The 26,692-nt window shown below is 72.7% G+C and carries 27 protein-coding genes; 17 read left to right on the top strand and 10 right to left on the bottom strand.

Annotated elements, in window-relative coordinates; genetic code table 11:
- The first annotated feature begins 1 nt into the window (after position 1).
- From IF55_RS29750 to IF55_RS29740, 4 genes are all read left to right on the top strand, one after another.
- Positions 2–196 (top strand): DUF397 domain-containing protein, encoded by a 195-nt coding sequence (locus IF55_RS29750; RefSeq protein ID WP_030888319.1) that lies wholly within the window; start codon positions 2–4, stop codon positions 194–196.
- A 151-nt stretch (positions 197–347) separates the two neighbouring features.
- Complete coding sequence (locus IF55_RS37780; protein ID WP_078645464.1) at positions 348–548, top strand: DUF397 domain-containing protein; 201 nt, start codon at positions 348–350, stop codon at positions 546–548.
- Positions 549–611: 63 nt separating this feature from the next.
- Entirely contained in the window at positions 612–839 is a 228-nt protein-coding gene (locus IF55_RS29745; RefSeq protein ID WP_030888316.1) for a DUF397 domain-containing protein, read from the top strand.
- A gap of 15 nt (positions 840–854) precedes the next feature.
- Positions 855–1,400 (top strand): GNAT family N-acetyltransferase, encoded by a 546-nt coding sequence (locus tag IF55_RS29740; RefSeq protein ID WP_037966476.1) that lies wholly within the window; start codon positions 855–857, stop codon positions 1,398–1,400.
- A 3-nt stretch (positions 1,401–1,403) separates the two neighbouring features.
- Here IF55_RS29740 and IF55_RS29735 read toward each other — a convergent pair whose 3' ends face one another.
- Together IF55_RS29735 and IF55_RS29730 are read right to left on the bottom strand one after the other, a co-directional pair.
- The gene (locus IF55_RS29735; protein ID WP_030888311.1) at positions 1,404–1,841 is read right to left on the bottom strand and encodes a GNAT family N-acetyltransferase; all 438 of its coding nucleotides are present in this window, start codon (positions 1,839–1,841) and stop codon (positions 1,404–1,406) included.
- A gap of 158 nt (positions 1,842–1,999) precedes the next feature.
- Entirely contained in the window at positions 2,000–2,851 is an 852-nt protein-coding gene (locus tag IF55_RS29730) for a terpene synthase family protein (RefSeq protein ID WP_030888309.1), read from the bottom strand.
- Between the two features lie 606 nt (positions 2,852–3,457).
- On the opposite strand from IF55_RS29730, the gene IF55_RS36095 reads away from it, so the two are divergent.
- From IF55_RS36095 to coaD, 3 genes are all read left to right on the top strand, one after another.
- A complete protein-coding gene (locus IF55_RS36095) occupies positions 3,458–4,360 on the top strand; it encodes an alpha/beta hydrolase (RefSeq protein ID WP_051776214.1) in 903 nt (300 codons plus the stop codon).
- Between the two features lie 138 nt (positions 4,361–4,498).
- Positions 4,499–4,975, top strand: a complete 477-nt coding sequence (locus IF55_RS29720; RefSeq protein WP_030888305.1) for a hypothetical protein — start codon at positions 4,499–4,501, stop codon at positions 4,973–4,975.
- A gap of 59 nt (positions 4,976–5,034) precedes the next feature.
- Positions 5,035–5,460: a pantetheine-phosphate adenylyltransferase gene (gene coaD / locus IF55_RS29715; RefSeq protein WP_048832702.1), complete on the top strand. Its 426-nt coding sequence runs from the start codon at positions 5,035–5,037 to the stop codon at positions 5,458–5,460.
- Positions 5,461–5,522: 62 nt separating this feature from the next.
- Here coaD and IF55_RS29710 read toward each other — a convergent pair whose 3' ends face one another.
- Positions 5,523–6,110 (bottom strand): TetR/AcrR family transcriptional regulator, encoded by a 588-nt coding sequence (locus IF55_RS29710; RefSeq protein WP_030888301.1) that lies wholly within the window; start codon positions 6,108–6,110, stop codon positions 5,523–5,525.
- Positions 6,111–6,197: 87 nt separating this feature from the next.
- On the opposite strand from IF55_RS29710, the gene IF55_RS29705 reads away from it, so the two are divergent.
- The 3 genes from IF55_RS29705 to IF55_RS29695 all read left to right on the top strand — a co-directional run bounded on the left by IF55_RS29705 (position 6,198) and on the right by IF55_RS29695 (position 10,659).
- Positions 6,198–7,091: an NADP-dependent oxidoreductase gene (locus IF55_RS29705; RefSeq protein WP_030888299.1), complete on the top strand. Its 894-nt coding sequence runs from the start codon at positions 6,198–6,200 to the stop codon at positions 7,089–7,091.
- 260 nt (positions 7,092–7,351) lie between these two features.
- A complete protein-coding gene (locus tag IF55_RS29700; protein ID WP_030888297.1) occupies positions 7,352–8,476 on the top strand; it encodes a PLL family lectin in 1,125 nt (374 codons plus the stop codon).
- A gap of 221 nt (positions 8,477–8,697) precedes the next feature.
- Positions 8,698–10,659: a phosphocholine-specific phospholipase C gene (locus IF55_RS29695; protein WP_030888295.1), complete on the top strand. Its 1,962-nt coding sequence runs from the start codon at positions 8,698–8,700 to the stop codon at positions 10,657–10,659.
- A 53-nt stretch (positions 10,660–10,712) separates the two neighbouring features.
- Here the strand turns inward: IF55_RS29695 and IF55_RS29690 are convergent, their stop codons facing one another.
- Positions 10,713–11,813, bottom strand: coding sequence for a citrate synthase 2 (locus tag IF55_RS29690; RefSeq protein WP_030888293.1), 1,101 nt, complete (start codon positions 11,811–11,813; stop codon positions 10,713–10,715).
- 468 nt (positions 11,814–12,281) lie between these two features.
- Between IF55_RS29690 and pdxH the strand changes: the two genes are divergently transcribed.
- Entirely contained in the window at positions 12,282–12,974 is a 693-nt protein-coding gene (pdxH, locus tag IF55_RS29685) for a pyridoxamine 5'-phosphate oxidase (protein ID WP_030888291.1), read from the top strand.
- 433 nt (positions 12,975–13,407) lie between these two features.
- Positions 13,408–14,814, top strand: coding sequence for a PAS domain-containing protein (locus tag IF55_RS29680; RefSeq protein ID WP_030888289.1), 1,407 nt, complete (start codon positions 13,408–13,410; stop codon positions 14,812–14,814).
- A 164-nt stretch (positions 14,815–14,978) separates the two neighbouring features.
- Here IF55_RS29680 and IF55_RS29675 read toward each other — a convergent pair whose 3' ends face one another.
- Complete coding sequence (locus tag IF55_RS29675) at positions 14,979–15,845, bottom strand: SIS domain-containing protein (protein ID WP_078645462.1); 867 nt, start codon at positions 15,843–15,845, stop codon at positions 14,979–14,981.
- Positions 15,846–16,079: 234 nt separating this feature from the next.
- On the opposite strand from IF55_RS29675, the gene IF55_RS29670 reads away from it, so the two are divergent.
- Positions 16,080–16,772 (top strand): iron-dependent transcriptional repressor DtxR, encoded by a 693-nt coding sequence (locus IF55_RS29670; protein ID WP_030888283.1) that lies wholly within the window; start codon positions 16,080–16,082, stop codon positions 16,770–16,772.
- A gap of 602 nt (positions 16,773–17,374) precedes the next feature.
- On the top strand, positions 17,375–18,244 hold the full coding sequence (locus tag IF55_RS29665; protein WP_030888280.1) for an alpha/beta fold hydrolase: 870 nt from the start codon (positions 17,375–17,377) through the stop codon (positions 18,242–18,244).
- Between the two features lie 25 nt (positions 18,245–18,269).
- On the opposite strand, the gene IF55_RS29660 is transcribed toward IF55_RS29665, so the two are convergent.
- Positions 18,270–18,533: a hypothetical protein gene (locus IF55_RS29660; protein ID WP_030888275.1), complete on the bottom strand. Its 264-nt coding sequence runs from the start codon at positions 18,531–18,533 to the stop codon at positions 18,270–18,272.
- The gene (locus tag IF55_RS29655) at positions 18,526–18,894 is read right to left on the bottom strand and encodes a hypothetical protein (RefSeq protein WP_030888273.1); all 369 of its coding nucleotides are present in this window, start codon (positions 18,892–18,894) and stop codon (positions 18,526–18,528) included. The genes IF55_RS29660 and IF55_RS29655 overlap by 8 nt, the downstream gene beginning before the upstream one ends.
- A 333-nt stretch (positions 18,895–19,227) precedes the next feature.
- On the opposite strand from IF55_RS29655, the gene IF55_RS29650 reads away from it, so the two are divergent.
- The 3 genes from IF55_RS29650 to IF55_RS29640 all read left to right on the top strand — a co-directional run bounded on the left by IF55_RS29650 (position 19,228) and on the right by IF55_RS29640 (position 22,929).
- Positions 19,228–20,754: an FAD-dependent monooxygenase gene (locus IF55_RS29650; RefSeq protein WP_048832700.1), complete on the top strand. Its 1,527-nt coding sequence runs from the start codon at positions 19,228–19,230 to the stop codon at positions 20,752–20,754.
- Between the two features lie 145 nt (positions 20,755–20,899).
- Complete coding sequence (locus IF55_RS29645) at positions 20,900–21,625, top strand: hypothetical protein (RefSeq protein ID WP_030888266.1); 726 nt, start codon at positions 20,900–20,902, stop codon at positions 21,623–21,625.
- Entirely contained in the window at positions 21,622–22,929 is a 1,308-nt protein-coding gene (locus IF55_RS29640; RefSeq protein WP_211270051.1) for an ATP-binding protein, read from the top strand. Before IF55_RS29645 ends, IF55_RS29640 begins: the two co-directional genes overlap by 4 nt.
- A gap of 80 nt (positions 22,930–23,009) precedes the next feature.
- Here IF55_RS29640 and IF55_RS29635 read toward each other — a convergent pair whose 3' ends face one another.
- The 3 genes from IF55_RS29635 to IF55_RS29625 all read right to left on the bottom strand — a co-directional run bounded on the left by IF55_RS29635 (position 23,010) and on the right by IF55_RS29625 (position 26,313).
- Positions 23,010–24,641 (bottom strand): hypothetical protein, encoded by a 1,632-nt coding sequence (locus IF55_RS29635; protein WP_030888260.1) that lies wholly within the window; start codon positions 24,639–24,641, stop codon positions 23,010–23,012.
- Between the two features lie 14 nt (positions 24,642–24,655).
- Positions 24,656–25,519, bottom strand: a complete 864-nt coding sequence (locus IF55_RS29630; RefSeq protein ID WP_030888258.1) for an ABC transporter ATP-binding protein — start codon at positions 25,517–25,519, stop codon at positions 24,656–24,658.
- A 119-nt stretch (positions 25,520–25,638) separates the two neighbouring features.
- On the bottom strand, positions 25,639–26,313 hold the full coding sequence (locus tag IF55_RS29625) for a bifunctional DNA primase/polymerase (RefSeq protein WP_030888255.1): 675 nt from the start codon (positions 26,311–26,313) through the stop codon (positions 25,639–25,641).
- Between the last annotated feature and the right edge of the window lie 379 nt (positions 26,314–26,692).

Below are 26,692 nucleotides of genomic sequence, written 5' to 3'. Positions count from 1 at the left end.
GATGACCGAATCCCCCCGTTGGTTCAAGTCCTCCTACAGCAGCAATGGCGGCGCTTGCGTCGAGATCGCCACCAACCTCACCGCGCGCGGCGTTGTCCCCGTCCGTGACAGTAAGAATCCGACCGGCCCGGCACTGGCGATCGACACCGCAGCCTGGGCCGACTTCGTCGCGTTCGTGAGGACCACGGAAATCTGAGACCGGCAGTGCAAAGGGCTCTCGCCCAATTCGGCGAGGGCCCTTTGTGCCCTTCGCGGGAGCCGATTGTCGCCCTACTATCGGTTACAGGCTTAGTTGTTGGCCGAGCCGCGATCGCGGTCGTGGTTGACCGGCTAGGAAAGGGAATCTTGTGGCAGCAAAGTCTCCCCGTTGGGTTAAGTCTTCCTACAGCAGCAATGGCGGCCAGTGCGTCGAGTGGGCCCCGGCCGAAGTGCGAGGGCACGGTGCCGTACCTGTTCGTGACAGCAAGAACCCAGCCGGCCCGGTGTTGGTGATCGGCACCGTGGCCTGGGGCAACTTCGTTGCGTTCGTCAGGACCACGGGAATCTGAGCCAGGCCGCACGGAGAGCGAGCCGCCGCGGCGCAACCCATACCCGAGCCGAAAGGGAATGTTGTGACGTCCGAGTCCCCCCGTTGGGGCAAGTCCACGTACAGCAGCCCGGATGGCGGAAATTGCGTCGAGTGGGCGCCGTACATAGCGGTGGCGCGGGAGGCTGTCCTGGTCCGCGACAGCAAGTACCCCGATGGGCCCGCGTTGGGAATTCCGGGGGAGGCGTGGGCCGCGTTCGTGGGGGAGGTGAAGGGCGGCGGCTTCGAGGTCATGCGTTCGGCGACGGAGTGACGAGGGAGGGGCGCGATGGTGCTGGAGCTGCGCCGCGTGGGGGTCGGGGGCCTGGCTGAGGTCGGGGAAGTGTTGGTGGATCTCTACGTCGACATTTACGCGGCGGAACGCGAGGGCCCCTTCTACTCACGGGAGCGGATCGCCGAACGGCTCGACATGCACGCGGCGTGCGACGCGTGGGAGGCCGTCATCGGGTACGGGGAGGCCGGAGAGCCGGCCGGGTATGTGTACGGGGCGCGGCTGCCCGAGGGTTCCGGCTGGTGGGAGGGTATGGTTCCGGCGCCGGGGCCGGAGTTCGTGGCGGAGAGCGGGTCCCGCACCCTGGCGGTCTTCGAGCTGATGGTGCGCAAGCCTTGGCGCGGGACGGGCCTGGCGCGGCGGCTGCATGACGAACTCCTGGTGGGGCGGGCCGAGGAGCGGGCGACGCTGCTCGTAGATCCGGGCCATCCCAAGGTGCGGGAACTGTACGAGGGGTGGGGGTACGAGGTGGCCGGGCGGAAGCGGCCCTCTCTCCCCGGTGCGCCGGTGTACGCGGTGATGGTGAGGGCGTTGGGGCGGTAGGGACTATGCCTCCATGGGGGCGCGGTAGACCGTGGAGTGTCGGGGTTGGAAGCCGAGGCGTTCGTACAGGCGGTTGGCCGCCGCGCGGCCCGGACGGGAGATGAGGTCGACCGTACGGGCGCCGGCCTCCCGCGCGATCCGCAGGGCCTCTTCGATGAGGAGGCCGGCCACCCCTCGGCCGCGCGCCGCGCTGTCGACGACCACGTCTTCCACGCGGGCCCGCAAGCCGGACGGCAGGGGCACGAGCACCAGCGTCAGGGTTCCGACGACGCCCTCGGGCGTACGGGCCACGAGCACCGTATTGGTGTCGGAGGCGACGAGCCGGGTGAGCGCTTCGCGGTCGAGCGGCTTCGCGGTCGAGGAGAGCTGCGGCAGCAACACGCCGAAGGCTTCGACGAGTTCAGGGCTCGCTTCCCGGGCGATCTCTACGTGGCCGGTCATGCGGGGAGCCTAGTGCGACCCGGTTTCGGTGCCGGGGCCGTACGCGACGACCCGCGATCGTCCGCGCGCGGGCTCGCCGACCGGAGCGGGCCACGGGGCCGGGGCGGGAGGCCCCCCCCAGGCCCAGCCGGCCGACCGGTAGGGCGGGGCCGTTCCCGTCAGGAAGTGGCGGCCGCGGGGTAGCGACCGGTGAGGAGGCCCCAGTCGTAGTTGCTGCGGGGCATGGCGGTGAGCAGGTCCGCGTAGCGGACCAGGCGGCGCCAGGTGTCCTCGCTGTCCGAGACCTCCCGGGCGAAATGAGGCAGCCGGTCGTGCAGGCGGGCTATCGCCGCTGTCTTGCGGCGTACCAGGTGCAGGGCGCCGTGGACGGCCCGTTCCCTGGTGAGGCCCTGTTCGTGCTGGAGCAGGAGGACCAGGTTGTTGGCGGGGTGCTCACCGAGGACGATTTCGCGTTCGAGGGAGAGGATGTCGTTGATGACGACGCTGAGTTCACCGTGCAGCCGGCGCAGGCCGGGCAGCAGGGGGTACGACCAGATGTGGTCCGGCAGGAGGCAGTCCTCGACGCGTTCGATGAGGTCGCACCAGATGTAGGTGCCCAGGGATCTGTTGCGCTTGTCCAGGTAGTCGGCCAGAGACGGGATCGTGTCCCGGCCGCGGTCCTCGGCCTCCTCCACCATGCCGGACAGCGACCTCCTCCAACTGTCGCGGTAGCGGTGGCACCAGCCGGGCGGCATGCCGTCGACGGCGCGCGACCAGAGACCGGTGAACGCGCGTTGCAGTGCGCCCAGTGCGGCGTCGCCGTCGGGGCGGGGGTCGTGTGCGAGCCGCAGAACCTGTTGGCACTCCCGGTGGACGGTTCTCGGGTCCGCTCCGCGGGCCCCGTCGAATTCGTCGTCGAACAGCGTGTACCAGCCCAGCGTGTCGGCGGCCAGCGCCAGGTCCTCGCCGCGGCTCTCGGGGTAGGCGCACCCGGCGAGTAACCCCATGTCCCAGGAGTCGTACCCGAGCACTCCCTCATGTGTCCCGGCAGCTTCGGTTTCGCATACCCATCGCAATGTCGCTTGCCTGGCCGCAGGCACGTCAGGGCTGCACCGTGAGACGAACGGCAGGTGTAGATCCACAACATCCACAGCCACGTTGACCTCCTTGATCACGGAAGAAGAATCATGGTCCGCGCCGTGGCCGCCCAAACTCAACCCGCAGGTCCGTCACGGTGGAACTACCCCCTCCGCCCACTCGGGACGCGGCCTTGCCCGCGCGGGGTGCGCCCTTGCAGGCGCAAAGTCGTTGCGCGGGTCATGGTTCCTGCGTCGTCGCTGCCCGAAGTCGGTCGTAGTGCCGCCCCCGTCGTGGTCATCGGGGTGGGCCCGAGCGGTTTGGCGGTGGCGGCGATGCTGCGCGCGGCGCGGGCGAGGGCCCGGGGTCTTGGCAGCGTACGGAGATGTGACGCCGAGGCCATCCCGCACCCGAGCTGGAGCCGTGGCCTACGCCCCCGCTGGGGACCGCACGGTGAATCGTATGATCGATTGGACGACCGGGGCGGGGCGGGGGGCTGAGGCGAGCGCGCCTGGTGCTGCCAGCGGTGGCACGGATTGCACACATGAGGGAACGCGACGATGAAGATCCTTGAGAAGCGCCACGACGATCTGGTCAGTGGGAGCGAGGTCTGGTTCGTACGGCCGGACCACATCGATGACGTGTTCCGGGTGTGTGTGACGTCCAACGCCGCTCCGGTTCCGGCGGGCGGCGACCGGGCGTCCTTGGTGATCGCCACCGATGCCGAACTCAGCGGCGGCGCGCTGCGGAGCCTGGTGGGCAGCGGAGCCGTCGGCCTCGACCTGCCGCCGCTGTACGCGGTCAGCGTCGGCTACCCGCTCGACGCGGAACCGCCCTTCGTGGTGCGCCGCAACCGGGACCTCACCCCGAGCGCGTGGCCGGCGTTCGAACCGGTCATGCCCGCGATGACGGGCGCGTCCGTGTCGATGGCCACCGGCGGGGCCGACGCCTACCTCGGCTTCCTCGACGAGGAGTTGAAGCCGGCGCTGGCCGAGGCGTTTCCGGTCGACCCTGACGACGCGACCTTGACCGGGCAGTCGTTCGGCGGCCTGTTCGTCGTGCACGCCCTGCTCACCCGGCCGGCCGCCTTCCGCCGCTACCTGGCGGGCAGCCCCTCGCTCTGGTGGAACGACCGCGAGACCCTGCGCCGGGCCGCCGCGGCCGTCGCCGACTCGCCCGCGCCCCGCGCGCATGTCTACCTCTGCATAGGCGAACTGGAGAACAAGGCCAGGTTCGGCCGGCAGTTCGGCCCGATGCTCCCCGAGGCGATCCGGTCGCTGCTGCCGGCGGCCATGGCCGACGGCGATATGCAGGGGGACTTCTTCGTTCTGGAGCAGACTCTGCGCGAATGGAAGGGCGAGGACTTCTCGGTGGAAGCCCACATGTTCCCCGAGGAAAGCCACGAGTCGATCACCGGAGCGATGCTGAGCCGGGGCCTCCGGCGGCTTTACGGCTACGTCTGAGCGCGCCCTTCCGGGAAACGGCGCTTGTACGTTGTGCGTTGTACGGGGGCAGGGCGTGAGTGGGGCACAGTAGGGTCGGGCCAAGGCCCATCCCGTGCAGTCGATAATGACGTACCGAGAAAAGGCTCAGGGAGAGCAGTGAACGGCGGCGCACAGGCCACTTTCCGTCTGGAGCGGGGGGCCACCGGTTTCCGTCACCGAAAGGACCCGCCCCTGCCGAGCACCGATCCCCGGGCCTGCCGCGCCGCTTGGTATTACGCGGCCCGGGCCGCGAGCGGCGATGTCGACGACTTCGCCGAGGGGGAGTGCTCGCGGAATTTCCACACCGCCACTCTCACCAATCGGCACGGCCCGCACACCGCCCTCTTCCACGCCCACCACCCCTTGGTCGCCTTTGTGGCGGCCCCGGCACACGCGTACACCGACGAATTCCAGGAGCCCCCCGCCTGGTCGGCCGTCCTCAACGCCTCCGGCTTCACAGTCCTGAGCGCGGCCCAACTCCTCTCCCCCCTCACCCCCGCCGCCACCTCCGCCCTGTCCCCAGCCGAACTCCACCAAATCACCTACTGGCAGCCACCAACCATCGGCGCAACGCTCTTCAACTCCTGGGACTGAAAGGAAGGAAAGGAAGGACGGCCGGGAGCGTCGCGGCGCCGCTTGTTACTCTTCCGACCATGCGGGCCCTCTTCCCAGGATCTTTCGACCCGGTCACTCAAGGGCACCAGGACGTACTCCGGCGCGCGGCCCTGCTGTTCGACGAGGTCGTCGTGTGCGTGATGGTCAACGCGAACAAGACCGGCCGCTTTCCCATCGACGAACGAATGGGCCGACTGCGCGCTGCGGCGACTGGCTTCGGCAACGTTACGGTCGACTCCCACACCGGCGGCCTGCTGGTCGACTACTGCCGACGGGGCGGAATAGACGTCGTCGTACGCGGAGTTCGAGGCGTTTCCGACCTGGACTACGAAATGCCGATGGCGCGCATGAACCGCGAACTGGCCGGCGTTGAAACGTTCTTCATCGCAGCGGACCCCGCCCTGGCCCACATCTCCTCCAGCCTGGTCACCGAGATGAGTCGGGCGGGCCGCGGGCCCGCGTGACGGACTGAGCGAGCCGCGCCCGGGCCCCCGGGGCCCTTCCGCGTGAGCGCGCTCACCGAGCCCTACGGCCGGGCAGCGGCCGTGGTGGTCCAGGCGGCTTCGATCATGTGGAAGATCTCGTCGACCGCGGCGGCCGGGTCGTCGGCTTCGCGGGCGAGGGCGTAGGCGTCGACGGTGAAGCGGGCGAGGGTGCGGCAGGCCGTGGTGGGGGCGGGCAGGGCGAGGTCGGCGGCGATGGCGGCGGCCAGGGCTTCGGCGTGGCGGAGGTGCATGGATTCCTCGTACTGCCGTAGGGCGGGGGAGGAGTCGATCATGCGCCAGAGCGGGGCGGCGCTCTCCGCGGTGCAGTGCCGGACCATGGCGTGGATCTCGCGGCGCAGGGCGGGGATGAGCGGTTCGTTCGGGGGGCGGGCGGTGACCGCTCGGGCGAGGCCGTGCTCGAAGTTCTCGTCCTGCGAGAAGACGAGGGCCTCTTTCGAGGTGAAGTGGGAGAAGACCGTGGTCACGGCGACATCGGCCTCGGCGGCCACGTCGCGGATGCCCACCTCGTCATAGCCGCGCTCCAGGAAGAGCCGTAGGGCGGTGTCGGCGATGTTCTGGCGGGTCGCGGCCTTCTTGCGTTCGCGGCGCCCGGCGGTCGGCACGGTCATGCCTTGACGCTAGCAGATTCATCGCCGTAACAGTTATTTAAAGCTAGCTGATTTTTTAAGCTAACCGTTAGTGTTACGGTCGGCGGCATGAAGCGAGTGAACATCGCCGAGTTCGGCGGCCCCGAAGTCCTGCAGCTCATCGACGCCGAGGAGCCCCACGCGGGCCCCGGCCGCATCCGCATCGCCGTCCGGGCGGCCGGCGTCAACCCCGTCGACTGGCGGATTCGCGAGGGCCAGAAGCTGGGGGCCCACCCCACCACGCTGCCCACCGGCATCGGCCTGGACGCCGCCGGCGTCGTCGACGAGATCGGCGACGGCGTCGAAGGCGTCGCCATCGGCGACCACGTGTTCGGCGAGGGCCTGAGCACATACGCCGAGTACGCCGTGCTCACCGCCTGGGCCCGGATGCCCGCCGGCCTCTCCTTCGAAGAAGCGGCCGGCTACCCCTCCGTCACCGAGACCGCGCTGCGCGTCATCGCCCAGACCGGCGTACAGCCCGGCCATACCCTGCTGGTCAGCGGCGCGTCCGGCGGCGTCGGGTCGGCCGTGCTCCAGATCGCCCGCGAGCGCGGCATCACGGTGATCGGCATCGCCGGGGCCGCGAACCAGGACTATCTGCGGAGCCTCGGCGCCCTCGCCACCACGTACGGAGAAGGCTGGGTCGAGCGCGTACGGAGCCTCGGCCGCGTCGACGGCGCCCTCGACCTCTCCGGTTCCGGCGTCATCCGCGAACTCGTCGAGCTGACCGGCGACCCGGGAAAGGTCATCTCCATCGCCGACCTCGGCGCGCCGGACCTGGGCGTCCGGTTCTCCGGCGTCGCCGGGAGCGTCCCGGACGCGCTCGCCGAGGCCGTCGACCTCATCTCGCGCGGCAAGCTCCACATCCCGGTCGAGAAGGCGTACGCCCTCGCCGACGCCGCGTCCGCCCACATCGACAGCCAGGCCGGCCACACCCGCGGGCGCCGCGTCATCGTGATCTGAGGGGCCCCGCGACGACGGTACGGGCCTGAAGCGGGCGCCCCGCGTGACGTACCCGGCAGCGGTTGGACACCGAGGCGCCCGTGTCCGAAACGGCGTGGTGAGCGCCGTCCTCCGCTGCCGCGGCGGTGACAGGCAGTGGGGGCGCTGCGAGAGTGGCGCGGAAGGAACCGCACAGGACGCGCGTAAAGAACCTCCAGTACGTATCGCCTTCAGCGCCCCCGCCCGCCATGCGCCGGGCGGCGGGTCGGAGAGGAACGACGATGGGTTCGTGGAAGTGGAACGACCAGCAGCGCCCCACCACCGCGATCGGCGTACGGGCCACGATGGGCGCCGTCACGATGAAGGACGACCCGCAGGCCGCACAGCGCCCGTACGTCTTCGTCCGCGGTCTCGACTCGCGGCTGTACGTGAACTGGTGGGACGGCAAGGCATGGCACTGGAGCGGCCAGGGCACACCCGCCGGGCGCACGGTCATCGAGAAGGTCGGCGCCATCACGGTGCGGGACCGCCAGGACGCGCAGCAGCGCCCGTACGCGTTCGTCGTCACCGACGACTCCAAGCTCCACGTGAACTGGTGGGACGGCTCCAAGTGGAACTGGAGCGACCAGGGCGCGCCCAGCGGGCGGCAGATCCGCGAGGGCGTCGGCGTCGTCTCCGTCCAGGACAGCCCGACGGCGGCGCAGCGCCCGTACGCCTTCGTCCTCACCGACGACTTCCGGCTCCACGTGAACTGGTGGGACGGCTCCAAGTGGCACTGGAGCGACCAGGGCGCGCCGCCGAACCGCACGATCTCACGCCCGATCGGCGTCACCACGATGCGCGACCACCCGAACGCCTTCACCCGCCCGTACGCCTTCGTCATCACCGACGACTCGCGGGTGTGGGTCAACTGGTGGGACGGATCGAAGTGGAACTGGAGCGAGCAGGGGGCGCCCTCCGGGCAGCCGGTCAAGAAGGGCGCCGGCGTCGTCAGCGTCCAGAACGATCCGCAGGCGGGCGAGCGGCCGTACGTCTTCGTCCAGGGCTACGACTCGAAGCTGTACGTGAACTGGTGGGACGGGTCGAAGTGGAACTGGAACGACCAGGGCGCGCCCGGCGGCCGCTTCATCCTCGACTCCGTCGGCGCGGTCACGATGAAGGACGACCCGAACGCCTTCACCCGCCCGTACGTCTTCGTCATCGGCGACGACTCCAAGCTGTACGTGAACTGGTGGGACGGCAAGGCATGGCACTGGGCGGCCCAGGGCGCCCCGACCGGACGCGTCGTCGAGCGCCCCGGCGAGGCCATCACCGTCCAGGACAACGGCAACGCGCCCCAGCGCCCCTACGCCTTCGTCCTCGCCGACCACTCCGACCTGTGGACCAACTGGTGGTCCCTGCCGTAACGGACAGCGCGCGGGCGTAGCCCCGCCCGCGCGCCGGACGGCCGTCGGGGCCTGAGTACGCGTACTCAGGCCCCGACGCGGCTCGTACGGAACCCGCACCCTACGCCCCCACACCCTCCCCCCTTCTCCTCGTCGCCGCCCCAAAGTCACCGCGCGTCAATTCCGTTGCGTCCGTCACGCGGTTAGCGTGCCTGGGGCCCCCGAATTCGAGGAGATGTTCCGTGACCTCACTCACGCGCCGTGCGTTCGTCGGTACCTCTACCGCGGCCGCTGCCGCCGGATTGATCGGAGCGGCCGGTTCGGCCGCCGAGGCGGTGGGGGCGGAGGGGAGAGCCGCCGGCGCCGAGGCGCAGAAGGGCGGCGGGGTCGGCGAGATCCGGCACATCGTCGTGCTGATGCAGGAGAACCGCAGCTTCGACCACTACTTCGGCTCGCTGCGCGGGGTGCGCGGCTTCGACGACCGGCAGGGGCTCGTGTTCCCCGACGGGTCGAGCGTGCTGCGCCAGCCCGACCCCGGGCGTACGGACGGCGGGTATCTGCTGCCGTACCGGATGGACACCACCCGCTACAACGCGCAGAACGCGAACGGGCTTCCGCACGACTGGAAGACCAGCCACGACGCCATCAACCACGGCGCGATGAACCAGTGGATATCCGCCAAGGGCGAGCGCTGCATGGGCTACTTCACCCGTGAGGACATCCCGTACCAGTACGCGCTCGCCGACGCGTTCACCGTCGCCGACCACTACTTCGCCTCACTGGCCGGCCCCACCGACCCCAACCGGCTCTACCTGTGGAGCGGCACCGCCGGCCCCGGTACGGACGGGACCACCGGACCGTTCACCGACAACAGCGTCGTCACCGAGAACCCCGTCGCCGACTGGACGACCTACGCCGAGCGGCTCCAGAAAGCCGGCGTGAGCTGGCGCGTCTACCACAACCCGGGCATGGACGAGCGGTACGGCGACTACGACTGCAACGGGCTGTCGTACTTCAAGCAGTTCCACGCCTTCGCCAAGGACGATCCGCGCTACGTCAACGCCATGACGAAGTTCGATCTCTCCGCCTTCGACCGGCACTGCAAGGACGGCACCCTGCCGACCGTCTCCTGGCTCGTGTCGCCCTACCTCTTCTGTGAGCACCCGGCCGCCAGCCCCGACTACGGCGCGGACTACGTCAACACCGCCCTCCAGTCCCTCTTCGCCAACCCCGAGGTCTGGAAGCACACCGCGTTCCTCATCATGTACGACGAGAACGACGGCTACTTCGACCACGTCGTGCCGCCCACCGCGCCCGCCGGCACCCCCGGCGAGTTCGCGAAGGGCCGGCCGATCGGGCTCGGCAACCGCGTGCCGCTGTGGGTCGTCTCGCCGTGGTCGCGCGGCGGCTGGACCAACTCGCAGGTCTTCGACCACACCTCGGTGCTGCGGCTGATGGAGCGCGTCACGGGCGTACACGAGCCGAACATCTCCGACTGGCGGCGCGCCGTCTGCGGCGACCTCACCACCTGCTTCGACTTCTCCGCCCCCGACTACTCCATCCCGCGCCTCCCGGACACCAAGGAACTCGTCCGCAAGGCCGACCAGAGCAAGAAGCTGCCGCCGGTCAAGCTCCCCGGCAAGGGCCAGCAGACCACCCCCGTACAGGAGCCGGGCACCCGCCCGCACCGGCCGCTGCCCTACCGCCCGGACGCCAAGGCCACCGTGGACGCCCATACGGGCAAGGTCACCTGCACCATGACCAACCACGGCGAGGCCGCCTTCCACTACACCGTCTTCCCCAACGCCCACCTCCCCTTCGCCGGCACCCCGTTCACCGTCGCGCCGGGCGCCTCGGCGGCCTATGAGTGGGACACCGCCAAGACCGGCGGCGCCTACGACTTCACGGTCTACGGCGCCGACGGGTTCGTACGGCGCTTCAAGGGCACGGCCCGCACCACGGCGCGGGCGACCGCGACGGCCGACCGGCGCACCGTACGGCTGACGCTCGGGCACACCCACGGCGAAGAGGCCCGCTTCACGCTGGAGCCCGGCGGCCACGGCGGCGAGCGCCGCACCGTCGACGTACGGGCGGGCCGGCCCGCCCACGTGGACTGGCCGACCCAGGACGGGCGCTACGACGTGACGGTCACCGGCGCGGACGGCTTCGTACGGCGCTGGGCGGGTACGGCGTACCACGACTGAGCACGGTGGAGGGGTCGCCGGACGGTTTCCGGCGGCCCCTCCTCGTACGCGCGTCAGTGCGCGATGCCCTCGTACCCCTCGACGTCCCGCGGGTCGCGCGCCCCCGGGCCGATGTAGCGCGCGGACGGCCGTACGAGCCGTCCCGTGCGCTTCTGCTCCAGGATGTGCGCGCTCCACCCGGCGGTGCGCGCGCACGTGAACATCGACGTGAACATGTGCGCCGGCACCTCCGCGAAGTCCAGCACGATCGCCGCCCAGAACTCCACATTGGTGGCCAGCACCCGGTCCGGGCGGCGATTGTGCAGCTCCTCCAGCGCGGCCTTCTCCAGCGCCTGCGCGACCTCGAAGCGCGGCGCGGCCAGTTCCTTGGCCGTCCGGCGCAGCACCCGCGCCCGCGGGTCCTCGGCGCGGTAGACGCGGTGGCCGAAGCCCATGAGCCGTTCGCCGCGGTCCAGCGCCCGCTTGACGTAGGCGGTCGCGTCGCCGGTCCGCTCGATCTCCTCGATCATGCCGAGGACGCGGGACGGCGCGCCGCCGTGCAGCGGCCCGGACATGGCGCCGACCGCGCCGGAGAGCGCGGCGGCGACGTCGGCGCCGGTGGAGGCGATGACGCGGGCGGTGAACGTGGAGGCGTTCATGCCGTGTTCGGCGGCGGATGTCCAGTACGCGTCGACGGCCTTGACGTGTTTGGGGTCGGGCTCCCCGCGCCAGCGCTTCATGAAGCGTTCGACGACGGTCCGCGCCGTGTCGATCTCCTTCTGCGGCACCATCGGCAGGCCCTGGCCGCGCGCCGACTGGGCCACGTACGACAGCGCCATGACGGCGGCGCGGGCGAGGTCGTCGCGGGCGGTGGCCTCGTCGATGTCGAGCAGCGGGCGCAGCCCCCAGACGGGCGCGAGCATCGCGAGGGCGGACTGCACGTCGACGCGGATGTCACCGGAGTGCACGGGGATGGGGAACGGTTCGGCGGGCGGCAGGCCGGGGTCGAAGGCGCCGTCGACCAGCAGCCCCCACACGTTCCCGAAGGAGACGTGGCCCACCAGGTCTTCGATGTCGACGCCTCGGTAGCGGAGGGAGCCGCCTTCCTTGTCGGGCTCGGCGATCTCCGTTTCGAACGCGACGACTCCCTCTAGTCCGGGTACGAAGTCGGACATCAGGCGGCTCCTCGTGATCTGATCGACAGGCGGTTTTTGACCAAAATGTCAGAATCTGGGTAAAGATGTGGCGTCACCGTGCGGCGACCGGCGTGCTGGTGTCGAATCGGGTCCGCGGCTGCGTGGTGCGGCTCGCGGCCCATGGCGCTCTTCCCGGTCATGCCCCGTGCGGCGGGTGGTCACCCCGGCGGGCGGGTCTGGTTCGGGCCGGACGCCGCGAGTCGAGCGCTGCGAACGGCTGCAATCGGCGGCAATCGACGGCAACCGGCCGCAATCGGCGGCGACCACCCGGCAGGCCGCTCCGGGCTGCGATTTTGGCGGCTGCGCGACGCCCGGGGAAGAGTGATGTGCGGCACACCTGGGGATTGGGGCGGGTGAGGGTTACGGGGCGGCGCGTACGGGCAGGCTGGGCCGCGCACGTAGGGGCGGGCGGGGCCGCGGGGGCCGTCGGGGCCATGGAGGGCGCCGATGCTGCAAGATGAGCGCGTGCCCGAAGCTGACGAACTCGACCCGGCCGCCATGCGCGTGCACTACCGCTCCCAGGGCCTCGCGGAGGCCGACCTCGCCCCCGATCCGTACGAGCAGTTCCGGCGCTGGTTCGCGCAGGCCGCGACGGGCGGGCTGTACGAGCCCAACGCCATGGTCGTCTCCACCGCCGACGCCGCCGGCCGGCCCAGCTCCCGAACCGTCCTGCTCAAGGGGTACGACGAGCGCGGCTTCGTCTTCTACACCAACTACACCTCGCGCAAGGCCCGCGAACTCGGCGAGAACCCCCACGTCTCGCTGCTCTTCCCCTGGCACTCCATCGCCCGCCAGGTCATCGTCACCGGCACCGCCGACCGCGTCGGCCGCGACGAGACCGCCGCCTACTTCCGCAGCCGCCCGTACGGCTCACAGCTCGGCGCCTGGGCCAGCGACCAGTCCGCGACCGTCGCGGGCCGCGCCCAACTGGACGACTCCTACGCGGAGTTGGCCGCCCGCTACCCCGAGGGCGAGCCCGTGCCGGTGCCGCCGGGCTGGGGCGGCTTCCGGGTGCGCGCGGAGAGCGTGGAGTTCTGGCAGGGGCGCGAGAACCGGCTGCACGACCGGTTGCGGTACGTGCGTGAGGGGGGCCGTGGGGCCGCGGCGGAGGGGTGGCGCGTCGAGCGGCTGTGGCCGTGAGCGCGCGTCCGTGAGCGCCGGCGCGTGAACGCAGGCGACCCGCGGGCCTCGGTCCCTCCGGAGAGGGAGCCGGCCGGACAAACCGGCGGCCCGCGGGTCGGGTGACTGCTTTGGATTGAGCCGACAACTGGCCGGCCCCGCACAGAGTGCGACGACGGGCTGTCAGCCCGCAGCCACCTCGCTTGTCCGGGATGAAATCACTTCCCGATCACCTCCTTTCGGCGTTGTCGGCACTCTAGGAGACGCCCGTCCCGGCGCTCAACCTATTTTTTCCGAACGGCGGCGCGACCGCCGCGTGACCCGCGTGAGCCGTGCGTGCGGCCCTTCATGGCGGGCTCCCGGAGGCAACGATTTCGCCGAACCGGCTGTGGCGCGCGTCACGTTCGAGTTCAATATCTTCTTGTGCAGCACGCCCAAGCAGGGGGGTCGTCCAATGACTGCTTCGCAGCGTTCAGACGCATCGCACGGCACACCGCACGACGCACCGCCGCCCGGCCCGCCGGGCCCCGGCGCCGGTGACGGCTCCGGACTGCTCGCCGCGCTCCTCGACGGGATGGACGCCGCGCTCTGCGCCTTCGACGCCGACGGCGTCGTCACCCACTGGAACCGCGAGGCCGAACGCATCCTCGGCTGGACGGCGGCGGAAGCCGTCGGGCGGCGGGGGCTGACCGGCTGGGCGGTGCGCGCCGCCGACGCCGAGGAGGTCGAGGCGCGGCTGCTCAGCGCCATGAAGACGCCGGGCCGCCATGTGCACGAGTTCGCGCTGGTGACGAAGGACGGCGGGCGGGTCCTGGTCCGTACGCAGTCCTCCGCGGTACCGGGCGCGGACGGCGGCCCGGCCGGGGTCTACTGCGCGTTCAGCGAGGTCCACGCGCAGATCGACCTGGAGCGGTCGATCGCGCTCAGCGAGGCGCTGTTCGAGGACGCCGCCTGGGGCGTGGTCCTCGTCGACGCCGACCTGCGCCCGGCCGTCGTCAACGAACACGCCTCGGCCGCCCTCGGCGCGGCCGGCTCCGGGCTGCTCGGCCGCCCGCTCGGCGAGCAGTTGGACCAGGGCGTCGAGGAGCTGGAGGGCGCGCTCCAGCACGTACTGGCCGAGGGCGCGCCGCTCGCGCCGACCGAGCTGTGGGTGACGCTGCGCGGCGACGACGGCCACCCGCCCGAGCGCCGCTGCTGGCGCAGCGGGTTCCTGCGGCTCGCCTCGCCGCTCGCCGAGGAACCGGTGCCGCTGGGCGTGGCCTGGCTGTTCACGGACGTGACGGAGGAGCGCCTCGCCGAGCAGCAGGGCGCGCGGCTGCGGTTCCGCGCCAGCCAACTGCACCGGGCGGGGCGCGCCGTCGCGGAGTGCGAGGACCCCATGGAGGCCGCGACGCTCCAGCTCGACTTCGCGCTCGCCGGGTTCGCCGACCACGCGCTGATCGACGTGCTGACGGTGCCGGTGGCGCTGGCGGAGCCGCCCGTCCGGCTCGTACGCGCCGCGCTGACGCCCGCGGGCGCGCCCGGCCCGCAGCCGCCGACGACGCCGTGCGACATCCCCGTCGGCTACCCGGAGGGCCACCCGGCGCTGCTCGCCGTCGAACGCTGCGGCTCGGTGCGCTCCAGCTCCTCCGGCGACTCCGACGCCGCCGCCGCGCTCTGGGCCGCGGCCCGCAAATGGCCGGACGGCACCGCCCACGCCCTCAGCGTCGTGCTGCGCAGCCGCGGCCGCACCCTGGGCGCCGCCACCTTCCTCCGCGGCCCGTCCCGCCGCCCGTTCGACCGCGTGGACGCCACGTACGCGGAGGACGTCGCGGCCCGCGTCGCCGCCTCGGTGGACCTGGCGGCGGCGGTACGGGCGTGAGGGCGCGGTAGGGCGTACGGGCGGGGCCTGCCGTACGTACGGACGGGGCCTGCTGTACGTACGGGCACGAGGCGGGCGTACGGGCAGGGCCTGCCGTACGGGCGCGGGCGGGCGGCCGGGGCGGCGGCCGTGCCGGGGACCGGGGCCGGTGGCGGCGACCGGGGTCAGTGGCGGTAGAAGATCCGGTCGCCGTACTCCGTCATGATCCGGCCGTTCCACTCATGGCCGCCGTCGACGTTGCCGGAGCGCAGCAGCGGCGGATCGATGCCGCGGGCGGCGAGGTCGCCGGCGGCGGCGGCCATGACGGCCTGCATCAGGGCGCTGGTGACGACGGTGGAGGCGGGGGCGAAGGGGGCGCCGATGCCCTCGGCGGTCAGCTCGGCGTCGCCCGGCGCGATCTTGGAGTCGAGGACGATGTCGCAGTGGTCCTTGAGGTACGTACCGGAGACATGCCGGGACCTGGTCTCGGCGGCGTACGCGACCGAGGTCACCCCGATGACCTTCAGGCCGAGCGCGCGGGCGTTGAGCGCCATCTCCACGGGCAGGGAGTTGCGGCCGGAGAGGGAGATGACGACGAGGGCGTCGCCGGAGCGCGCGGGGCTGGTGTCGAGGACGGCCCCGGCGAGGCCGTCGACGCGCTCCAGGGCGCTGCCGAGAGTGGCCGGCATGACGTTGACGCCGACGACGCCCGGGACAGCGAGGAGGTTCATGAGGGCGAGTCCGCCGGCCCGGTAGACGACGTCCTGGGCGGGGAGCGAGGAGTGGCCGGCGCCGAAGGCGAAGAGGCGGCCGCCGGCGGCGACGGTGTCCGCGAGGAGGGCGCCGGCGGCGGCGACGGACTCGGCCTCCTCGTCGCGCACCCTCGCCAGCAGCTCGATGGCGGCGTCGAAGAACTGCCCGGCCAGCGCGGCGCCGGCGCCCCCCGCGGCCCCAGCCGTCCCGGCGTCCTCGGCGGGCCCGCCGCCGGCGGCCCCCGTCGGTCCGGACCCGTCCGTCGCGGCGTTCGCCGCGGCACGCGTGGCAGCACTCATCGCAGCAGGTGCCTTTCCGTCGGTGCGTACTCTGGTGGCGCGGATCACGTTGCGGTCTGGACCAGTGCCCTGTCAATACAGCCTGCGGCCTGGCGCGGAAGCCCGCCCGTGGTGCCGCTGCGACGCCCCTCATGGCCTCGGTGCCGCCGCCCGCGTCCGGCGGACGGCACCGTTGTCAGTGGGATGCGTCAGAATTGAGTTCAGGGCCACCGCACGACGGATCGAGGGACACCCATGTCCGGACTGATCGACACCACGGAGATGTATCTCCGCACCATCCTTGAGCTGGAGGAGGAGGGTGTGGTCCCGATGCGCGCCCGAATCGCGGAACGGCTCGATCAGAGCGGTCCGACGGTCAGCCAGACGGTCGCGCGCATGGAGCGCGACGGCCTGGTCACGGTCGCCGGGGACCGCCACCTGGAGCTGACGGAGGAGGGCCGGCGGCTGGCGACGCGCGTGATGCGCAAGCACCGGCTCGCCGAGTGTCTGCTCGTCGACGTGATCGGGCTGGAGTGGGAGCAGGTGCACGCCGAGGCGTGCCGCTGGGAGCACGTGATGAGCGAGGCGGTGGAGCGGCGCGTGCTGGAGCTGCTGCGCCACCCCACGGAGTCGCCGTACGGGAACCCCATTCCGGGCCTGGAGGAGCTGGGCGAGAAGGCCGAGGCCGACCCGTTCCTCAACGACGGGATGGTCAGCCTGATGGAGCTGGAGCCGGGCGCCGGCGGCAAGACCGTCGTGGTGCGGCGGATCGGCGAGCCGATCCAGATGGACGCGCAGCTCATGTACACGCTGCGGCGGGCCGGGGTGCAGCCGGGCGCGGTGGTGAGCGTGACGGAGTCGGCGGGCGGGGTGCTGGTCGGCAGCAGCGGGGAGGCGGCGGAGCTGGAGGCGGGCATCGCCTCGCATGTCTTCGTGGCCAAGCGCTGACGCGGCGTCGCGCCGCTTTCTCCGCCCCCTCTGCTTCCGCCGCTGTCCGCTTCCGCGGCTCCGCGGCTCGCTGCTCTGCTGAGCGCCCTCGTGACCTTGCGCCGACGCGCGGTCGCGGGGGCGTTCCGCTGTGCGGCCGCGAGGCGCGCGCGGCCGCGTATTCCAAGGTCGGCGCGCGTCAACCCGCTTGTTCTGGGCTGGAGTTGACGGAAACGGAGCGGCCGGGCCGTATGCGTGCCACGCTGTCGCTGAGCAGGTGCGCGCACGTGCCGTGCGCGAATGACCTGGGCTGGGGGCTGACGTGGGCGGCGCTCTGACAGCCAGGGCCCCGGCGCCTCAGGCTGCCAGGGCCCCGCCTCCCCATGCTCCCCCGAGGCGACCCGGAGCCCCGAGCTCCCAGGGTCTCCCCTCGCGGACCCTCATCCCCGAGCGGTCCGCCTCCCGGACGTTGTCTCCCCTGAGAGGCGGCGGCCAATCCTGGTCTCCCGTCACTCGAACGAGGGGTGTTGCTCGATATAACAGTGCGTTCGAATAAAGGTTCGATAGTGTGGGGCCGTTCGCGGTTGGAGCTGCCCGGGGGATGAATGGGGGTGCCAGGACTGATGGCGCGGCGTATCGACGTGACAGGGGCGGGCGGTGTGCGCCTGGCCGCCTGGGAGTTCGCCGACCCGCCCAAGGCGGACGGCCGGGACGGGGAGGGCGGCCGGTCCTCGGTGCTGTTACTGCACGGACTGATGGGCCGGGCCTCGCATTGGGCGGAGACCGCGCGCTGGCTCTCCACGCGGTACCGCGCGGTGGCGCTGGACCAGCGCGGCCACGGCCGCAGCGAGAAGCCGTCGGACGGCCCGTACACCCGCGACGCGTACGTGTCCGACGTGGAGGCCGCCGTCGAGCAGCTCGGGCTCGCGCCGGCCGTCCTCATCGGCCACTCGATGGGCGCCCTCACCGCCTGGCAGTTCGCGGCCCGCCGCCCCGACCTCGTCCGGGCCCTGGTCATCAGCGACATGCGCGCCTCCGCGCTCGGGCCGGCCTCGCAGAAGGAGTGGTCCGCGTGGTTCACGTCCTGGCCGGTGCCGTTCGCGACGCTCGCGGACGTACGCAAGTGGTTCGGCGAGGACGACCCGACCCTGGAGCGCCCCAAGCCGGCGCGCGGCGACTACTACGCCGAGGTGATGGCCGAGCGCGCGGACGGCTGGCGCCCCGTCTTCTCCCGCCGCCAGATGCTGGCCTCCCGCATCACCTGGGTCCGCGATGCCCACTGGGACGACCTCGCCCTCGTCGAGTGCCCCACCCTCGTCGTCCGCGGCCTCGACGGCGAACTCGGCCGCGCCGAGGCCCAGGAAATGGTCCGCGTCCTCCCCCGCGGCCAATACGCGGAAATCCCCGACGCCGGCCACCTCATCCACTACGACCAGCCCGAAGCCTGGCGCCGAACGGTCGACCCGTTTCTGGCCACTGTCGCGCCGAGCTGACCCGAAACGCGGCGGGCCGCCGCGGTCACAGCGGCCAGGGGGTGACGTGGGTGATGTACAGGCGTTCCTGGCGGACGACGATCAGGTATTCGAACATCCCGCACGGCAGGATTTCCGTCCGCATGGAGGGAGACCGGCCTTGGAAGGACGGGCCGTCGAGGTAGAGCGCGGCCGCCGCGCGCAGCAGTTCATCGGCGCGTTCCTCGATCTGGGCGATGAAGGCGAGGTCGGGCGTGTCGCCGATGACGGAGCACGAGTCCGGGAGGTACTCCCAGGCCCACTCACTCATCGGTGGCGCCGGTGATCTCGGCGCGGGCGAGGTTCATGACGGCCTTGATCTCGTCCATGGCGGCCTGCCAGGCGGGGGCGTCCCGGGGGAGGTCCTGGGCCGTGCGCTCGGCCGAGTGCAGGCGGCGAGCCAGGTCGGGGCGGCGTTCGATCTCGATGATGGCGGCCCACTTGAGCTGGAACATGGCGATCGGCCCGAAGCTGTTGGACTGGGTTGCCATCGTGAAGACGGTGTCCCGCTCGGTCGTCATCTCGGCCAGCCGGGACGGGGCGACCCGGGCCAGGGCGGCACGCAGCGCCGGGAAGGTCGTGTCCGGTCTCGGGATCAACTCTCCGCCGTCGTGTACGGGTTGCGAGCTCATGTCTCCTCCAAGGGGTGCCCGGCCACCGTACGGCAGTCGGCGCGGGGCGGGCGGACGGTGAGCGTATGGGGCCGGCTCGGCGCCGAGGATGTTCGGTCGGGCGCGAGAAGGGCCGCATGGGGTGTGAATTCGGCCGAGATGTGGTGCCCGCGCGACCGGGAGCCGGGCTCCGACCAGCGGGTACGCGGGGGCCGGAGCCTGGGCACAGGAGGTATTCGGTCGACTGGGGCCGGATCAATTCAACGGGCGTTGACGTGGGGTTGCGGGTGGGTGTGGACTGGGAGTCAACAGGCGTTGGCCAACGAGTGTTGACCAGTGAGGCAGGGAGGCGTCATGTCGGATCTGAGTGCGCGCGCTGTTCGGGACGGGCGGGGCGCGGAGGTGGTTGTGGTGGGGGCCGGGCCGACCGGGCTGCTGCTCGCCGGGGATCTGGCGGCGGCCGGGGTCCGGGTCGTACTGCTGGAGCGCCGCTCGGGGGAGTCCAACCTCTCCCGCGCCATCGCCGTGCACGCCCGCACGCTGGAGGCGCTGGACATGCGCGGCATCGCCGAAGACCTTCTGGGGACCGGCGAGTTCCTGCCCACGCTGCGCCTCGTGGGCACCCCGCTGGAGCTGTTCCGGCTGCCCACGCGGTTCGCCGGGGTGCTGATGACGCCGCAGTACGAGACCGAGCGGGTCCTGGAGGAGCGCGCCGTCCGGTTCGGCGCCGACATCCGGTACGGCGCCGAGGTCATGGCGCTCCGGCAGCACGGCGACGGCGTCGACCTGGACGTACGCACCGACACCGGCACGGACACGCTGCGCGCCGGCTATGCCGTCGGCACCGACGGCATGCGCAGCGCCGTGCGGCAGTCCATCGGGCTGCCCTTCCCCGGCCGCTCCGTGCTCCGCTCCGTCATGCTGGCCGACGTCCGGCTGGAGACCGTCCCCCGCTACTCGCCCGCCGTCGCCTCGGCCCCCCAGGGCATCTCCTTCATCGCGTCGCTCGGCAAAGGCTGGTACCGCGTCATCGCCTGGGACCGCGACGCGCAGCCCCCGGCCGACGCGCCCGTCGGCCTGGACGAGATCCGCACCGTCACCCGCGACGCGTTCGGCACCGACTTCGGCATGCACGACGCCCGCTGGACCTCCCGCTTCCACAGCGACGAACGCCAGGCCCCGCACTACCGCGTCGGCCGCGTCTTCCTCGCCGGCGACGCCGCGCACGTCCACTCCCCGGCCGGCGGCATGGGCATGAACACCGGCCTCCAGGACGCCGCCAACCTCGGCTGGAAGCTCGCCGCCGCCGTACGGGGCCGGGCCGGCGCCACGCTCCTCGACAGCTACGAGGCGGAGCGGCACCCCGTCGGCAAGCTCGTCCTGCGGCTCAGCGGCTCGATCCTGCGCGGCGCCGTCATCCGCTCGCCCCTCCTGCGCGGCGCCCGCGCCGCAGCGATCAACCTCGCGATGCAGGCCCCGCCCGTGCGGCAGCGCGCCGCCATGGCCGTCTCCGGCCTCGGCATCGACTACCCCGCACCCTCCGGCGCCCACCCCCTCACCGGCCGTCGCGCCCCCGACCTGCCGCTCGCCCTGGACGCGGGGGAGGAGAAGGGGCCCTCCCGGCTGTACGAGGCGATGCGCGAGGGCGGGTTCGTACGCGTCGTGCCGCGTGGTGACAGTGCTGACAGTGGTGAGGCCGGCGCCGGGAGCGGTGCGCCGGAGGGCGTACGGGTCACCGTGCGCCGCGCCGACGCCGCGCCGACCACCCTCCTCATACGCCCCGACGGGCACGTGGCCTGGGCGAGCGACCGGCCCGACCCGGCCGGGCTGCGCGCGGCCCTCGCCGCCCTCACGGGGGTGGGCGAGGGGCCGCTGGACTGACGGGGCACCAGCCTGAAGGGCTCCGCCTGCCGACGCGCCCCCTCCCAACGGCGTCGGTAACGAGCCCTCGCCGCCGCCGCGCACCACAATGGGGAGGCGCCCGAAGTGCCCCTTTCATCCGCACCGTCGTCCGCCGGGAAGTGCCGTGCCGCCTCTCCTCACCGCGTTCCTCCGGCGCCCGGCCGCCCTCGCCGCCGCGGTGGCGACGGCGGCCGCGGCGACGGCGGCGGCCGGGTGCGGGGCCGGGGCCGGCGGGGAACCGGTCAGCGCCGGCGGCACCGCCCCGGCCGCCGCCCCCTCCCCGCTGTGGCCCAGCCGCTCACCGGCGGCCGTGCCCACCGCCGAAGAGCCGGGGAAGGTGCCCTCGACCGCCGTGCCCGGCTTCCGCAGGGTGCCCTCCGAGAACATCCGGGAGGTCGACCCGCTCGCCGTGATCAAGGCGGAGCTGGCCGCCCACCCGGGCGAGGCCACCGGCGCCGACGGGATGGACGCGACGACCGCGCGCCGGCTGGCCGCCTGCTCCGCCCGCGGCCCCGGCTGCCCGCTCCTCGCCCCCGTCCACCGGGACATCACCGGCAACGGCAAGGACGACCTGATCCTCGGCTTCGAGATGGCGGACGGGCTGCTGGGGCTGCGCTGCTACACGTTCGTGCGTGGGGTGCTCACCCGCGTCATGGCCACCGTCGTCCGCCCCACCACCGTGGAGGTCGCGGGCGGCGACCTCATCGTCTGGGAGCCCTCGCCGACCCCCAACTACGCCATCCGCTCCGTGTACTCCTGGGACGCGCACCGCGACTACATGGAGCTCCAGAGCGACGAGATCCGCCGGACCGACGCCTCCGGCCGGCCCACGACCCCGGCGCGCCGATGACCGCCCCCGGCCGGCCGGAGCCCGGCGCGCCGCGCCGCGGTCGGCCGAAGTGGTTGCGGCTCGCCCGGCCCGGGTCCCTCTACGCGAAGTTCACGCTCTTCCTCGCCGTCATGTGCTGCGTCGTCGCCGCCGTGCTCGGCACCCTCGTGCACGTCATCGTCACCCGGCAGACCGTCCACCAGGCCCGTTCCGAGGCCCTGTCCCGGCTCGACACCGCCGCCCGCTCCTACGAGGCGGGCGACCGGCTGCGCCCCGAAGCCGTCCTCGACTCGCCTCAACTCCCCGAGCCCCTGCGGCAGATGGCGCTGCGCGGCGAACGCGGCACCGCGCTCGGCTCGTTCGACGGCGACCCCGCCATGTGGGCGGCGGGCCCCGCCGACGGGAAGGCGCTGACCGTACGGGTCGGCTACCGGCGCAGCGCCGAGACGATCAGCGGACTCGACCGGGCCATCGTGGTCTCCTCGGCGCTCGCCATCGTCGGCACCCTCGTCGTCGGGGTGTTCGCCGTCTCCCGCGTCACCCGGCGGCTGCACCGCACCGCCGACGTGGCCCGCCGGATCAGCGCCGGCGACCTCGACGCCAGGGTCGCCGACCCGCGCACCACCGATCCCACCCGGCAGCAGGACGAGGTGGCGGCCGTGTCCGCCGCGCTGGACGCCATGGCCGGCACGCTCCAGGCGCGGCTCCAGAGCGAGCAGCGGTTCACCGCCGATGTCGCCCATGAACTGCGCACCCCGCTCGCCGGGTTGCAGGCCGCCTCGGACCTGCTGCCGCCGGGGCGCCCGACCGAGCTGGTACGGGACCGGGTGCGGGCGCTGCGCGGGCTCACCGAGGACCTGCTGGAGATCTCCCGGCTCGACTCGCTGACCGAGCGCGCCGACCTGGAGGCGCACTGGCTGGGGCGGCTCGCCGAGCGGGCCGTACGGGCGTCCGGGCTGCCGGCCGAGGTGCGCGTCGAGCGCGACGCGCGCGTGATGACGGACCGCCGGCGGCTGGAGCGGGTCCTCGGCAATCTGCTGTCCAACGCGCACCGGCACGGGCGGCCGCCGGTGGTGGTGACCGTGGACGGGCCCGCGATCACCGTCCGCGATCACGGGGCGGGGTATCCGGCGTACCTCCTGGACCACGGGCCGCAGCGCTTCCGCACCGAGCCGACGGCCGCGCGGGGCGGCCTGCCCAAGGGGCACGGGCTGGGGCTGACGATCGCCGTGGGGCAGGCGCGCATCATGGGCGCGGAGCTGTCGTTCGCCAACGCGAGCGGGGCCGACGGGGGCGGGGCCGTCACGACGCTGCGGCTGCCCTGACGGGCCGACCGAACGGACCGGGCCCGGGCCCCGCCGATGCGGCGGAGACCCGGGCCCGAGGTGTGGTGGGGCTACCAGCCTCAGCCCTTGCTCACCGCCGCCAGGATCTCCGGGAGGCGCTTGGCCACCTGGGGGGCGGCCAGGCGCAGGCCGGTGTAGGCGGCGGCGAGACCGTAGGCCGCGCCCACGGGGAGGACGAGCCACAGCAGGCCGTGCGCGTCCGCGACGTGGAGCCAGATGGTGAGCCCGAGGACGGGGGAGGTGAGCAGGGCGCCGGCGAGCATGCCGCCCATGATGCTGAGGGAGGCGATGCCGGTCTGGCCGGGCGCCACGTTCTTGTTGCCCTCGGCGGGGATGGAGTACGGGGCCAGGGCCGAGGAGAGGCCGCCGGTGCAGACGAGGGCGCCGAGGAGGGCGAGGGCGAGGCCGTACGCCTCCAGGAACTCGGACCACTGGTGCAGGGCGGTCGCCGCGCCGACGACGACCGCGGAGACGTACGGGACGGCGACCAGCGCGATGGTCAGCGCCCGGGCCCGCAGCTCGACGTACGCGTCGCGCGGGGTGGCGATGGTCGAGGCGACCATCCAGAAGGCGGAGGTGTCCTGCCCGAACTGGTTGTACATCTGCATGCCGAGGAGCCCCGCCGCCCAGCACGCGGTGTAGACGCTGCCGCCGCCCTGCACCGCCGTGACGATGGGCAGCAGCAGGCCGACGCCCAGGGCGGCGGCCCAGGACATCTTGGTCTTGGGGTCGCGCCAGGCGTAGCGCAGCGACCGGAGCATGACCGTGCCCGTGCGCCCGGCCGGCAGCAGCCGCAGCGGGCCGCGCTCCGCCGAGCGGCGCCTGGTGTCCTTCTCCATGGCCTGGAGGGTCGACGAGTCCGGGGCGGTCATCAGGGTGGTCAGGGTGCGCTGCCACCACCACAGCAGCAGCACGAGCGCCGCCGCGGTCACGGCCAGGCCGGCGGCGGCCCGCCCGTACGAGCCATCGCTCGCGGCGTCCACGGCCTGCAGCGAGGAGGCGGGCGGCAGCCAGCGCACCACGGTGGCGACGGGTTCCAGGACGCCGAGCCCGTCGGGGCCGGTGAGCTTCTGGACGCCGAGGTTCACGCCCTGCGCGCCGATCGCGATGATCAGGCCGCTCAGGACGGCCAGGTCGCGGCCGCGCCGGCTGGTGAGCAGCCGGACGTTGGCGGTGGCGACGGCGCGCGCCAGCGCCACGCAGACCAGCCCCGTCAGCAGCACGGCGAGGACGCCGACGACGGTGGCGGCGGCGCCGTGCGCGAGGGCGATCACCGAGCCGACGGCGACGGCGAGGGTGAAGACGGGGCCGATGCCGATCATCGAGGTGACCAGCAGCGCCACGATGAGCGGGCGCGGCCGCAGCGGCAGCATGGCCAGCCGGGTCGGGTCGAGCGTCTCGTCGCCGGACGGGAAGAACAGCGGCATCGCCGCCCAGCCCAGCGCGACGAGCGTCACGAGCAGGACGACGAGGGCCGCCGCGTGGTCGTTGCCGCGCAGCGCGACGAGGCCCAGGACGACCAGGGCCGCGAAGAGCAGCGTGAGGACGAGCGAGACGACGTAGACGGCGGTGCGGCCGGAGGACTGGCGCAGCCCGTTGCGGAGCAGCGACAGCTTCAGCCGTACGAAGACGGGGGTCAGGGGCGGGGCGCCGGCGGTGGCCGGGGCGGGGCGGGCGGGGGCGGTTGGCATGGTGGGCGCTGCGCTCATCGGTTGCCGCCGCCCAGCCAGTCCAGGTTCTGCGAGCCGGCCAGCCGCCGGTTCGCGCCGACGAGTTCCAGGAACGCGTTCTGCAGGCTGTCCGCGTCGCCCCGCACCTCGGCCGTGGGGCCCTGGGCGCGGATGCGGCCCGCGGCCATGACCGCGACCCACGAGCAGAGCGACTCCACCAGCTCCATGACGTGGCTGGAGAAGACGACGGTGGCGCCGGAGCCGGTGTAGCGCTCCAGCACGCCGCGGATGGTCTGCGCGGAGACCGGGTCGACGCCCTCGAAGGGCTCGTCGAGGAAGAGGACCTCGGGGTTGTGCAGCAGGGCGCAGGCGAGCCCGATCTTCTTGCGCATGCCGGTCGAGTAGTCGACGACGAGCTTGTGCTGGGCGCCGGCGAGGTCGAGTACGTCCAGGAGCTGGGTGGCGCGCGCGTCGACCTCGTCGCCGGGGAGGCCGCGCAGCCGGCCGGTGTAGGCGAGGAGTTCGCGGCCGGAGAGCCGTTCGAAGAGGCGCAGCCCCTCCGGCAGCACGCCGATCCGGGACTTGACCGCCACCGGGTCCCGCCACACGTCGTGGCCGCCGATCTCGACCTGGCCGGAGTCGGGCCGGAGCAGCCCGGTGACCATGGAGAGGGTGGTGGTCTTGCCGGCGCCATTGGGGCCGACGAGCCCGATGAACTGCCCGGCGGGCAGTTCCAGGTCGATGCCCGCGACGGCGACCTGTTCCCCGAACTTCTTCCACAGGCCGCTGATCCGTACGGCGGCCGGGCCGACCGCCGCCCCCGAGCCCGTACCGGTCCTGCCCCCGTCGGCCGTGGCCGTATCGGTCCTGCCCCCGCCGGCCGCCGCGTCCTGAACCACTGTGCTGTCCCCTCGTTCCCCGTTGACTGATCGCAGGGGCGAGCCCGCCCCCTAGGGACCAACCCTAGGCGGAAGGAGCACAGCGCGTCACCGCGCGCACGCGGCCGGGGACACGGGGCTCAGCGGCCGCGCGCCGCGGCGGCCTCGCGCCCGCAGGCGTAGGCGAGGGCGCTGATCAGCTCCTCGGTGTCCGGCAGCCAGCGGTTGGCGGCGGTGGGCTGGCGGGCCCACTGCACCGAGCCGCGCGAGCCGACGCGGGTCGGCGGCGCCGCCACGTAGTCGCCCTCGCCGCGCGCCACGAGGTCCAGCGCCGCGGGCGACCAGCCCAGTTGCCGTACCAGGTCGGGGACCTTCGGGGCGCCGCCCGGCAGGACGAGGAACAGCATCCGGCGGCCGGGCGTGCAGGCGACCGGGCCCAGCCCGACGTCCATCCGCTCCATCCGGGCCAGCGCCAGGCACCCGGCGGACTCCGATACGTCGAGGGCGTCGAAGGTGCGGCCGGTCGGCAGCAGCACGGAGGCGGTGGGCCGCTCGGCCCACAGCCGGCGGGCGCCGACCGCGCTGCCGGTGGTCTGCGCGGCCCAGTCGGGGCGGGCCGGGTGCGCCCCCGGAGCGGGGCAGTCCAGGTCGCGGCAGGAGCAGTTCTCGCGTCCGTCGGCCGCCTCCAGCCAGGTGCCCGCGAAGACGTCCCAGTGCCGTTCTTCCGTGTACCGCACCGCGGAGTCGAGCGGCTGTTCGCCGCGGTGCGCCGGGGTGTGCGGGGCCGTTACTCCGATGGTCTTTTCCACGTTCATCACAACTCCCCTTCTCACCAGGGGTTACGGCCCGTACGGGGCGCGGGGGAGGTGCATCGTTACGGCACGTGGGGCGCACGGGTGCATGGCCGGGGGCGCAGACGGGGCCGGGCGGCCGCGGCGGGGTAGCCACCTGCGAGACGTTCGTCCGCACGGCCATCGGATCCACCACCGCACAGCCATCGGCACGGGCCCGACCGCCGGGCCCGGCCGTCGGCCACGGTCATCGGACACGACCGTGGGGCGACGGCTGCGGGCATCGGATACGGATATCGGATACGGCAATCGGATACCGACATCGATCGCGGGTTTCACCCCGGATCACCAAGCGCGGTCATTACGGGCAAGTCCCGCATTCTCCGGACATCTTCGGGGCAGT

Source organism: Streptomyces varsoviensis (genome assembly GCF_000718635.1).
Lineage (GTDB): Bacteria > Actinomycetota > Actinomycetes > Streptomycetales > Streptomycetaceae > Streptomyces > Streptomyces varsoviensis.
Note: the sequence above shows the minus strand (reverse complement) of the source record. Positions and strands in the feature narration are given on the sequence as shown.